This is a genomic window from Pseudomonas sp. Irchel 3A5 (assembly GCF_900187575.1).
Taxonomy (GTDB): domain Bacteria; phylum Pseudomonadota; class Gammaproteobacteria; order Pseudomonadales; family Pseudomonadaceae; genus Aquipseudomonas; species Aquipseudomonas folii.
In genome coordinates this window covers 395870-407805 of sequence record NZ_FYDU01000003.1, presented here as the reverse complement: position 1 = coordinate 407805, position 11936 = coordinate 395870, and the positions used below count along the sequence as shown (strand labels likewise).

The window sequence follows — 11936 nt, the reverse complement described above, 5'->3', positions numbered from 1 at the left end:
TACTGCGCAATAGCGTTCATACCCGGCGCAAGCGAATCTCAGGAGTTTTCACGTAAATGAGCAACATGAACCACGAGCGTGTTCTAAGCGTCCATCACTGGAACGACACACTCTTCAGTTTCAAGTGCACCCGCGATCCAGGTCTGCGTTTCGAGAACGGTCAGTTCGTCATGATCGGTCTGCAGCAGCCAAACGGTCGCCCGCTCATGCGCGCCTACTCGATCGCCAGCCCGAATTGGGAAGAGCATCTCGAATTTTTCAGCATCAAAGTGCCTGACGGTCCCCTGACTTCGCAACTGCAACACTTGAAGGAAGGCGATGAGATTATCATCAGCAAAAAGCCTACGGGCACGCTGGTTCTCGACGACCTCAAGCCGGGCAAGCATCTTTACCTGCTCAGCACCGGTACTGGTCTGGCGCCGTTCATGAGCGTCATTCAGGACCCTGAAACCTATGAGCGTTTCGAGAAAGTCATTCTGTGTCACGGCGTGCGTTATGTGAATGAAGTCGCTTACCGCGAATTCATCACCGAGCACCTGCCACAGAACGAGTTCTTCGGCGAAGCGCTGCGCGACAAGCTGATCTACTACCCAACCGTTACTCGCGAGCCTTTCGAGAACGAAGGTCGTCTGACCGACCTGATGCGCAGCGGCAAGCTGTTCAGCGACATCGGTCTGCCACCGATCAACCCTCAGGACGACCGTGCCATGTTGTGTGGTAGTCCAAGCATGCTCGATGAAACCAGCGAAGTGCTCAACAGCTTCGGTCTGACGGTTTCTCCGCGTATGCGCGAGCCAGGCGATTATCTGATCGAGCGTGCATTCGTCGAGAAGTAGGCGCTGAAATTACGGAGTGGAGTGTGTTCGCACAATCCGCTGAAGTGACAAGAAAACCGCCTGGGGGTCACGGACCAGGCGGTTTTTTTGTGGGCGCAGATAAGTGGTCTGATCAGGCGTTGGCCAGCACCACTTCAAGCACCTTGATGACGCCGGGCTCGGGGTAGTGCCAGCGCACGTCCAGGTCCCAGAACTGCGCGCCGTAGCGGCGTTCCGGGGTCGGTGTCTGATAGGCCGGGCGAGGGTCCTGCGCCAGGCATTGCTCGACCAACTCGATAAGCGGCTCATCCAGACGCAAACCGTGCTCGTAGGCCTGCTTCAAGGCTGACTCCTCCCAGTTCACAGGAATAAGTGCAGGGGCGGCGCTCGCAATTGCGTTGGTGGCGTTCGTTACATTGTCGGCGTAAAGCACGTAGGGCTTGATGTCGAGTACTGGAGTGCCGTCCAGCAGGTCGATCCCTGACAAATACAGACGCCCCGCTTCGACTTTGTCCAGTTTGACCACCGACTGACCGATGCCATTTGGACGGTGGGTAGCGCGGGTCGCGAACACCCCCATCGACTGATTGCCGCCTAGCCGTGGTGGGCGCACTTTCAGACGTGGTTTGTCTTCCAGGGCCAGATGAAAGAGGAACAGCAACCAGACATGGCTGACCTGTTCCAGGCCCTGCACCGCATCGCCCTGATCGAACGGCGCGACCAGTTCCAGCACGCCACGAGCCGCCGGAGCCAATTGCGGCTGACGCGGGATGGCGAACTTCTCCTTGAAGCAGGAGCGGACGAAGCCGATGGGTGAGACGGTGTAGGAGTCAGTCATGGATGTGCGGAATCAGGCATCCGGTAGGAGCGAGTTGTTCGCGAGGCGCGGTATCGCAAAACACTGCCTCGCGAACAAGTTCGCTCCTACCGGGTGTGTAGTGATTCAGAGTCACTGGGGTCAAGGACGAACCCGCAGGGTCAGGCCCTTGAGGAAGTTGCGCAGCAATTGGTCGCCACACGTACGGTAGTTGCTGTGGCCGAATTTGCGGAACAGTGCGCTCAGTTCGGGTTTGGATACCGGGAATTCCACGGACTTGAGGATTGCATGCATGTCCTCTTCTTTAAGCTCGAAGGCAACGCGCAGTTTCTTCAGCACGGTGTTGTTGGTGACGGGCAATTCGACCGGCTGAGGCGGACGGCTGTCGTCCTTGCCGCGTTTGAAAATCACCAGGCCATCAAGGAAGTGCGCCATGATTTCATCGCTGCAGTTCAGATAGCCTTCTTCGTCGTCCTTCTTGGTGAAGGCAATGACATCGGCCTTGGAAATCTCCAGGCCGCCGAGTTTTGTGATGTCGACAATTTTGCCGTCGCTGATATCAAGCATGTAGCGCACGCTGCGCAATACGTCGTTGTTCATCATGGTGGGTAAATCCTGGTAAGGCTGGGGTCACGCTGCACGACCGTGTCATGCAGCATTGAACTGAATTCAGAACTTCTCTTTTGAAGTCATGTAGCGCCATTGGCCTTCGGGCAGCTTGCCCATGGACACGCCGCCGATGCGGATTCGCCGGACTGAAACGATCTTCAGGCCCACGGCTTCACACATTTGGGCGATAACGCCGGGCTGAGGGTTTTTCATCGCGAAACGCAGGCGGTTCTCGCTCTGCCAGCTGGCTTTGACCTTGGGCAGTTCGGCACCTTTGTAGGTCATACCGTGATTGAGACGGTTAAGGCCGTGGGCGACCATCTCGCCGGAGATTTCCACCACGTACTCTTGCTCGATCTTGCTGCGATCATCGGTGAGCTTACGGAGGATCTTCCAGTCCTGACTGAACACCATCAGGCCGCTGGCATTGGCCTGCAGGGTCGAGATGGGTTCCAGGCGCAGAAAGTGCCCCTTCAGTGGACGTTTGCCGAAGCTGTGCTCTTCCGAGAGGGTAGCGGGGGTAATCAGCGCCAGCGCGTCGGCTTCGCTGAGGGCGGCCGGTTTGTGGAAGATGATGGTCACCGGCTCGGGGGCATCAGCCTTGGCTTCGCGATCAAGGACGACGGTTTCGGTATCAACCTTGTACTGTGGTTCATCGATGACTTTACCGTCCACGGTGACCCAGCCGCCTTCGATATACAGCTCAGCCTCCCGACGGGAGCAGCCGGTCAGTTCGATCAGGCGTTTGGAGAGGCGGATGGGTTCTGACATGACAAAAAAGCCGTTACTTGAGAGAAAGGCCGACATTGTACCCGTGCCCGCCCGGTTAATCGCGGCAACATTGCAAATGGCTTGTAATCGGGTCGTTGTGCTCGCGGCTAAAGCCGCTCCTATCAACTAAAATGTTGAAATGCACTCTTGTAGGAGCTGCCGAAGGCTGCGATTGGATTCCCCCTGACAAACCGCAATCGCAGCCTTCGGCAGCTCCTACAAGTTAGGGCGTAATTATCAAATCCGCTGTTCCAGCCTCATCCGCAACATCGGGTACGGCTGCCCAAGACCGTCGACTTCCGAACGGCTGATCACTTCGAAACCCTGCTTCAGATAAAAGCCCAGTGCTTTTGGGTTCTGTTCATTGACGTCCAGTTCCCGGATCCTGAAGTGTTTGATGCTGTACGCCAGTAGCTGCTTGCCTAGCCCTTGGCCGCGATGATCGGCATCAATGAACAGCATCTCCAGCTTGCCGATGCCAACGCCGGCAAAGCCCGTGATGTTCAGGTGCGAATCCCGGGTGCAGAACAGCGTCACGGTGTCCAGATAACGGGTCAGCAGCAGTTCTCTGAGCTGCACGATATAAGCTTCTGGCAAAAAGTCATGGCTCGCGCGGACAGCGCTTTCCCAGACCCGAATCAATTGCGGATAGTCATTTTTATCCGCGCTGGAAATCGCCGGATGTTGCATGGGGTTTGGCTCCATTGAAGATCGCATTGTGTTCCTGACACGTCGCTATCGTGCAGCAAATCAGGTGATTTGCAGGGGCTGCCTCCTCACCAAGGCGCCGCGTTGTTTCGTGGCAAACACGGACCCTGTAGGAGTGAGCTTGCTCGCGATAAAGACCTGCTGAGAACTAGCGTCTGGCCTGATGCTATCGCGAGCAAGCTCACTCCTACAGGTCCTATGCTTGCCGCGAGACAGCGCTGTGTAAGGGGCACGGGGCGATCTTCTACAAAAAATGCATTTCACTTAAAGGATTACATTCTGTTCGATAGAAGGCAGTGCACATGGATTAGCTTAGCCCTTCGAAGGCAAAAAAAGCCCCGCCGTTTGAAGGGCAGGGCTGTTTTATTGCATCAGGTCAAACGGAAGATCAGAGCGTCTCGGCCCACAGATCGTATTCATCTGCGTCTGTAACGCGGCACATCACTTTGTCGCCTGGCTTGAGGGTGCTGTTGTCATCCAGAGCGATGAACACGTTACCGTCGATTTCCGGCGCGTCGAAGAAGCAGCGGCCTACGGCGCCTTGTTCGTCGACTTCGTCAATCAGCACTTCGATTTCACGACCAATCTTCATCTGCAGGCGGGCGGCGCTGATGGCCTGCTGGTGAGCCATGAAGCGGTCCCAACGATCCTGTTTGACGTCGTCCGGCACAATGGCCGCGTCCAGCAGGTTGGCCGGTGCACCCTCGACTGGCGAGTACTGGAAGCAACCGACGCGATCCAGCTGCGCTTCGGTCAGCCAGTCCAGCAGGTACTGGAAGTCTTCTTCGGTTTCGCCCGGGAAGCCGACGATAAAGGTCGAGCGGATGATCAGGTCCGGGCACTGTTCGCGCCAGTTCTTGATGCGGGCCAGGGTCTTGTCTTCGAAAGCCGGGCGCTTCATCAGCTTGAGGACTTTCGGGCTGGCGTGCTGGAAGGGGATATCCAGATACGGCAGGATTTTCCCGGCTGCCATCAGTGGAATCAGCTCGTCAACGTGCGGATACGGATAAACGTAGTGCAGACGGACCCAGACGCCCATGGTGCTGAGGGCCTGGCACAGCTCGGTCATGCGTGTCTTGACCGGAGCGCCATTCCAGAAACCGGTGCGGTACTTGATGTCGACGCCGTAGGCGCTGGTGTCCTGGGAGATCACCAACAGTTCCTTCACGCCGGATTTCACCAGGCGCTGGGCTTCGTCGAGTACATCGCCTACCGGGCGGCTGACCAGTTTGCCACGCATCGACGGGATGATGCAGAAGCTGCAGCTATGGTTGCAGCCTTCGGAAATTTTCAGGTACGCGTAATGGCGCGGCGTCAGCTTGACGCCTTGTGGCGGTACCAGGTCGATCAACGGATTGTGATCGAGCTTTGGTGGCGCCGCATCGTGCACGGCGTTGACCACTTGCTCATATTGCTGCGGGCCGGTAACGGACAGCACGCTTGGGTGCACGTCACGGATCACGCTTTCATCAACGCCCATGCAGCCGGTGACGATGACCTTGCCGTTCTCCTTGATGGCGTCGCCGATGACCTCAAGCGATTCGGCCTTGGCAGCGTCGATGAAGCCGCAAGTGTTGACCACCACCACGTCGGCGTCCTGATACGTCGGTACGACTTCGTAGCCTTCCATGCGCAGTTGGGTGAGGATGCGCTCGGAGTCAACCAAAGCTTTTGGGCAACCCAGACTTACAAACCCGACCTTGGGGGCGGATGGCGTGGTGACGGTGGACATTGACTAACCTCGGCGGAGATGTGGGCTTCGGCATTTAGCCGAGGCAACAGCTGGGCGCTGGTATCCCGGACAGGATTCGTGCGCCTCTGATCAAAAAGTGCGCAATTCTAGCGATCAGCCCGGCGATTGACCAGTGTTATGCAGAGAATTACGACGAGTGCTGCGCTATGCTTCGCGTCGTTACGAAATATGTCTGGTTTTTGCGTAGCCACCAGCACGCAATCTGTACGGGTGAGTCTGAACACCGTCGTGTGTTTCTGCAGTTCAAACCCAGGTTTCAGGAGTGGTAAATGAGTCAATCAAGCAGTCAGGCTGGGACCGGGCATCCAGTGTCAAAACCTTTCGCGCTGTTGATCGCCGCGGTTGGTGTGGTTTATGGCGACATCGGCACCAGCCCGCTGTACACCTTGAAAGAGGTGTTTCAGGGCGGTTATGGCGTAGAAGTCACCCATGACGCAGTGCTCGGTATCCTGTCGCTGATCTTCTGGTCGTTGATCTGGGTCGTTTCGTTCAAATACATGGCGTTCATCCTGCGTGCTGATAACCAGGGCGAGGGCGGCATCATGGCGCTCACTGCGCTGGCTCGCCGGGCCACGATCAAGTATCCGAAACTGCAAATGACCATGGTGGTTTTCGGCCTGTTCGGTGCCGCGCTGTTTTATGGGGATAGCATGATTACCCCGGCGATTTCGGTGCTTTCGGCCATGGAAGGGCTGGAACTGGCCTTCGATGGTATCGACCACTGGGTAGTGCCGATGGCGCTGGTGGTGCTGGTTGCGCTGTTTTTGATTCAACGCCATGGCACTGCGCGTATCGGCGTTTTGTTCGGCCCTGTGATGGTGACCTGGTTTGTGGTGCTCGGGCTGTTGGGCATCAATGGCATTGCGCATCAGCCCGAAGTGCTGCACGCCATGAACCCGGTATGGGCCGTGCGCTTCTTTATCGTTCATCCAGGCATCGGCGTCGCCATCCTTGGCGCAGTGGTGCTGGCGCTGACCGGTGCCGAAGCGCTGTACGCGGACATGGGCCATTTTGGTCGCAAGCCCATCGCACGTGCCTGGTTTGCGTTGGTACTGCCTGCGCTGGTGCTCAACTATTTTGGCCAGGGCGCATTGGTTCTGGAAAATCCAGAGGCGGCACGCAACCCGTTCTATCTGTTGGCACCCGGTTGGGCGTTGCTGCCGCTGATCGGGCTGTCGACGTTGGCAACGGTGATCGCCTCACAAGCGGTGATTTCCGGCGCATTTTCCATGACATTGCAGGCGATCCAGCTCGGCTACATCCCGCGCATGCACATTCAGCACACGTCCAGTGACGCCCAGGGCCAGATTTATATTGGCGCGGTGAACTGGTCGTTGATGGTCGGTGTGATTCTGCTGGTGCTGGGATTCGAGTCATCTGGCGCGCTGGCTTCGGCCTATGGCGTGGCAGTGACCGGGACCATGTTCTGCACCACTATTCTGGTGTCGTCAGTCATGCTGCTGCTCTGGAAATGGCCTGCACTTCTGGCGGTGCCGCTGTTGTTGGCGCTGCTCCTGGTAGACAGCCTGTTCTTCGCTGCCAACGTGCCGAAAGTGATTCAGGGTGGCGCGTTCCCGGTCATTGCCGGGGTGGTGCTGTTTATCCTGATGACCACCTGGAAGCGCGGTAAGCAACTGCTGGTTGAGCGTATCGACGAAGGCGGGCTGCCACTGCCGATTTTCATCAGCAGTATCCGTGTTCAGCCACCGCACAGGGTTCAGGGTACAGCTGTGTTTCTGACCGCCCGCAGTGATGCCGTTCCCCACGCGCTTTTGCACAACATGCTGCACAACCAGGTGTTGCATGAGCAGGTGGTATTGCTGACGGTGGTGTATGAAGACACGCCTCGTGTGCCTGCGCAGCAGCGTTTTGAAGTCGAGGCCTATGGCGAAGGGTTTTACCGGGTGATTCTACACTTCGGCTTCATCGATGAGCCGGATGTGCCCGCTGCACTGGCCCTGTGTCATTTGGATGAACTGGATTTCAGTCCGATGCGCACGACTTATTTCTTGAGTCGCGAAACGGTGATCCCTTCGAAGATCGTAGGGATGGCTCGTTGGCGAGAGGCGTTGTTCGCGTTCATGCTGAAGAATGCGAATGGCAACTTGCGGTTCTTCAAGCTGCCGTTCAACCGGGTGATTGAGTTGGGGACGCAGGTAGAGATGTAGGTGGTTTTTAGCGAGGTCATACCGTGGGATCGGCTTTAGCCGGGAATAGGCCAATACATCCGACGCCGATGCGTTACCTGTAAAAGACAGCTTTCCCGGCTAAAGCCGGTCCCACGTCACTGGATCATTCAACAAAAAAAATCCCCGCAGCCTCACAGCTGACGGGGATTTTTTTGTGCTGCCAGGACGTGACTTACTGAGCTGTGGTCTTACCCTGACGCTTGTTGATGAAAGCAATCAAACGCTTGGCCAGCGCCGGGTAGTTTTCATCGAAGTGGTGGCCCCCAGGCAGCTGCAACTTCTCGCCGACAGCGGTGGTGTCGGTGCAGCCACTTTCCTTGGTCTCTTCCACGCCATAGACGCAGAGCACTTTGTCACCCGGTAGTTTCGCCATTTCCGGACCTGTCTGCAGATCCTTGCCCGCTGCACCCAGCCAGCCATCGACGCGAATCTCGAAACTGCCAGTGCGTGCGAAGGCCAGCAGGATCATGCCGTCGACGCGGTCCTGATCCTCTTGCGCCAATCGGTTGTAAACGGCGGGCAGGACATCGGCACCAAATGAGTAACCCGCCAGAATGAAGCGCTTGGCGCCCCATTTTTGCCGGTAGTGCTGCATCAGCTCGGTCAGGTCGGCTGCGGTCTGTTCAGGGGATTTGTGCTCCCAGTAGTAGCGCAGCACGTCGATGCCTACGACTGGATAGCCCATCCCGGCCATATCCCCGGCAACAACTTTGTCCAGATCACGCCAGCCACCGTCACCGGACAGGAACAGCGTCACGGTATCCGATGGTTGCGCAGCAGGCACTTCTACGACAGGGATACCAAGACCGCCACCTTTGTCGTCTTCGCCGACCAGCTTGCGGCGCAGCTCGCTGTTGAGGACTTGCGGCAGCTTGATGTCGTAATCGCTGATGCTGGTATCGGCGTTAGCCTGATCGCGCACGAACGCGGCAGGTTCATCGTCCGGTGCATCGTTCCACGCCACCATCCAGTGACCGTGTGGAGCAGATTTGGGCAATGGCACGTCACAGATCACGGGGGGCGTTTCGTCTGGCTCAAGCGCCTTGACCGGCTGAGAAGGTACTTCCAGATAGAAGCCTACTGAAATGGCCTCCGCCTTGTCGTTGTTCTGCCCAGCGAGCCAGCGCCACGCCAGCGTTGCCCCTGGGCCAATACCGGCAACCACGGTCGGTGCTTCATCGAGTTTGCCAAGCGCTTCATTTAAGGTCTTCTGCTGCAGGGTGCAGTCGTCCTTGGGCAGTACAACCTGGATAATTCGGGCAGAAGCATCCTGGCTCAGCGCCTGCAATTGCTTGTCTGACAGCAAGTCGTCTGCGGTGACTGCCAGTGCGATACGAACCTTGGCTCGGGTGCCCGGTGTGACAGTGGTCAGGGCCGAGCCGTCGGTCAATGTCGAACGGTCCAGTGTTGCCGGTGGGGCAGGGCGGCTCCACAGCCACACCCCGAGAATCAGAACCAAAACAATCAGCAGTGCTGCGAGCAAAATGCGCCGGTAGCGTTGAATCATCAGCGTTTCACCAATCCAGTCAGGCCGCCCGCAATCAGGGCAGCGGTGTCAGCCAGTGCCACCAGCGGATCGAGTCCGGCGGGCACGGCCATATAGCGGGGTTCCCAGTCAGGCTGGAATTTGTCTTTGAAGCGACGCAGGCCCTGGAAGTTGTAGAGCTGCTCGCCACGACGGAACACCATCGAGCCCAGGCGCTGAGTCAAGGGCGCGCCACGCCGTGGCTGCAGGCCCGACAGCGGCACCATACCGAGGCTGAAGCGTTCGTAGCCGTGCTGTTTGTAATACAGAATCAGCCCGACCATCATGAACTCCATGGTCAGCTTCGGTGCATCAGGGTGAGCGCGCATCAGGTCCAGGCTGGCGAGGTCGCGACGTGAAGTCTCCAGCAGGTTGGCAAACGCCACCGGCTTACCTTCGAAGTGGATGATAGCGATACGGAAATGCTTGAGGTACTCAGGGCTGAAACGACCCAGTGAGAAGCCTTTTTCACGGACGTTCTTGCCGGTGAGCCATGCGTCCGAGATAATTTTCAGCTCGTCCAGCGGTGCCTGACCTGCTTCATAGATTTCCAGCGACAAGCCATCACGCCCACCGCGATTCCAGGTGTAGCGCAGGTCTTTCATCTCCTTGCCCTTGGCTTCGATATCAAAGCGCAGCAAGTTGACGCGTGCTTCTTCACCCAGCTTGATCGCAGTCAGGCCGATGTCCATATAGAACGGCAGATTTTCTGCGCGCACCTGATAGAACACTGGCCGGGCGTGGTGCACGTCACACAGATCACGGAATTGCCAGATCAGCTCGGCGCGTTGTTGCGTTGGGCCGATCGGGTCGTAGAGGGCAACCAGGCTGCGGCCCCGATGGGCATACATCAGAAATGCATTGCCCTGCGGGTGCAGCAGAACAGCTTTGTCACCGGTCAGCACCAGTCCGCCGTCAGGCTGTGACGAAGCGTTGACGATCTCGGCGGCTTTGGCGAGCTCCGAAGCATCCGGCAGCTTGATAACCGGGCGCGCAGTGCGCAGTAGCCAGGTGAGGGAAATAATGATCAGCAATACGGCGCTGCCCAATGCCGAACGCAAGCCGCGAGGAGCATCCGCGTCCAGCGTGAACTGCCACCACAACTGGTGGCTGTAGGGCACGTCCTGATAGGCGAACAGCAGCAGCCAGAACGATGCGCCCAATACGCATAAGGTCGCTACCAGATACAGCGGCGAGAAGGGCAGTTCCAGCAGACGGCTGGGGCGGTAGAAAGAGCGGCGGAAGATAGCCAGCAGCGCTGCGGTCAGAATCAGCAACGTGGCTTCTTCATAGTCGAAGCCTTTGAGCATCGACAGCGCGGCACCTGCCAGTAGCAGAATGACCGTCAGCATCCATGCGGCCGACAGGCGACGGCGCAGCCCTTGGGCTAGCAGCAGACACAGGACGCCAATCAGGCTGGCGCCAAAGTGCGAAAGGTTGATCAGACGATGAGGGATGAGAAATCCCAGGTCTTCCAGACGCGTATCGATTTCAGGAGTCGCGCCAGAGAACAGCAGCACGACACCGGAAAGGAACACCAGCAACGCCAGAATCGGTGCCGCCAGGCCCGACGCGACGCGCATCGCCTGTTTGGTTGGCAGCAGGCGCTGACCTTCAGTGAACAGCAGCACCAGACAGGCCAGTAACAGTGGCAGGACGACGTAGATCATCCGATACAGCAGCAACGCTGCGGCGAGCGGCGCTGCGCCCAGTTCGTTGGCGAACGCGGCAAGCAGGATGGCCTCGAAAACCCCCACGCCACCGGGCACATGGCTTAGCACGCCTGCGGCGAGGGCCAGCAAATACACCAACACAAATGCGCCAAAGGGTGGTGATTGTGGCAGCAGGAGATAGAGAACAGTCGCAGCGGCTGCAACGTCCAGTGCCGTAATCACCAGTTGCATCAGCGTCAGGCGAACGCCGGGCAGGCGCAGAGTCCGGCGTCCTGCACGCACCAGCAGGGTATGCGGGATGGTCTGCTCAGGCAGTCTGCGGCGATAGACCGCAACGGCCAGCACGGCTGTCAGCACGAGTACGCCAATAGCGATGCCCGCCAGCACGTCTACCGGAGTATGTAGAGCCAGCGATGCCCCGGACAGATTGCTCAGGGTTGCCAGTGCTGCCAGCGGTGGCAGGGCGCAGCCCAGCGACAGGCTGGCGAACAGCGTCATGCGGGCTACTTCGACTGCGCCAATGCCTTTTCGTGAATACAGGCGATAGCGCACCGAGCCGCCTGACAGCATCGACAAGCCCACGGCGTTACCAATGGCGAAGGCTGTGAAACCGCCCATGGCGAGGGTTTTGTTGGGCAGATCAACCCCGGCGTAACGACTGGCAGACCATTCATAGCCCAGCAGAATAATGAAGCCGATCACCGTGGCCAGCAAAGCACCTGCCAGAGACGGAGTCGGTACGCTCAGTAATGAATCCTGCAGCGCATAGAGGTCAAGCTCGCTCAACATGTGTCGGCAAGCAATCAAGGCCACGGCAAATAGCAGCAACGTAACGCCCAGCCCTATGGGCTGGCGATATTTACTCAACAACTCCAGCCACTGGAGGCGGGCAGGTTGGATGGGTTGATTCGCCGTAACTGCTTCGTTCGGTTCTGACGGGTTGGCGCGCATCAATCACTCCTTGGATCGTGCGCGACAGAATGGAGGTATACAGCCAACTTACCAATCCCTACGCAAAAAATATTTCGAGATGTTAGCGCGTCATCGTCTAACGAGCGAATGGAGCCTGTTCGTTC

General features: G+C 57.9%; 9 protein-coding genes. 2 read left to right on the top strand and 7 right to left on the bottom strand.

Features of this window, described 5'->3' with window-relative positions:
• Window positions 1-56: 56 nt before the first annotated feature.
• Complete coding sequence (gene fpr / locus CKW31_RS06635) at window positions 57-836, top strand: ferredoxin-NADP reductase (protein ID WP_002554680.1); 780 nt, start codon at window positions 57-59, stop codon at window positions 834-836.
• 112 nt (window positions 837-948) lie between these two features.
• Here the strand turns inward: fpr and tsaA are convergent, their stop codons facing one another.
• The 5 genes from tsaA to rimO all read right to left on the bottom strand — a co-directional run bounded on the left by tsaA (window position 949) and on the right by rimO (window position 5452).
• Window positions 949-1653, bottom strand: coding sequence for a tRNA (N6-threonylcarbamoyladenosine(37)-N6)-methyltransferase TrmO (tsaA, locus tag CKW31_RS06630; protein ID WP_095093563.1), 705 nt, complete (start codon window positions 1651-1653; stop codon window positions 949-951).
• A 120-nt stretch (window positions 1654-1773) separates the two neighbouring features.
• A complete protein-coding gene (locus CKW31_RS06625) occupies window positions 1774-2235 on the bottom strand; it encodes a DUF1456 family protein (protein WP_095093562.1) in 462 nt (153 codons plus the stop codon).
• 66 nt (window positions 2236-2301) lie between these two features.
• Window positions 2302-3012: an rRNA pseudouridine synthase gene (locus CKW31_RS06620; RefSeq protein ID WP_095093561.1), complete on the bottom strand. Its 711-nt coding sequence runs from the start codon at window positions 3010-3012 to the stop codon at window positions 2302-2304.
• A 237-nt stretch (window positions 3013-3249) separates the two neighbouring features.
• On the bottom strand, window positions 3250-3702 hold the full coding sequence (locus tag CKW31_RS06615) for a GNAT family N-acetyltransferase (RefSeq protein WP_095093560.1): 453 nt from the start codon (window positions 3700-3702) through the stop codon (window positions 3250-3252).
• A 406-nt stretch (window positions 3703-4108) separates the two neighbouring features.
• On the bottom strand, window positions 4109-5452 hold the full coding sequence (rimO, locus tag CKW31_RS06610) for a 30S ribosomal protein S12 methylthiotransferase RimO (protein WP_087274386.1): 1344 nt from the start codon (window positions 5450-5452) through the stop codon (window positions 4109-4111).
• A 290-nt stretch (window positions 5453-5742) separates the two neighbouring features.
• Between rimO and CKW31_RS06605 the strand changes: the two genes are divergently transcribed.
• A complete protein-coding gene (locus tag CKW31_RS06605) occupies window positions 5743-7641 on the top strand; it encodes a potassium transporter Kup (protein ID WP_095093559.1) in 1899 nt (632 codons plus the stop codon).
• A gap of 193 nt (window positions 7642-7834) precedes the next feature.
• Here the strand turns inward: CKW31_RS06605 and CKW31_RS06600 are convergent, their stop codons facing one another.
• Window positions 7835-9169 (bottom strand): virulence factor family protein, encoded by a 1335-nt coding sequence (locus CKW31_RS06600; RefSeq protein ID WP_095093558.1) that lies wholly within the window; start codon window positions 9167-9169, stop codon window positions 7835-7837.
• Window positions 9169-11811: a bifunctional lysylphosphatidylglycerol flippase/synthetase MprF gene (mprF, locus tag CKW31_RS06595; protein WP_095093557.1), complete on the bottom strand. Its 2643-nt coding sequence runs from the start codon at window positions 11809-11811 to the stop codon at window positions 9169-9171. The genes CKW31_RS06600 and mprF overlap by 1 nt, the downstream gene beginning before the upstream one ends.
• Window positions 11812-11936: the final 125 nt, after the last annotated feature.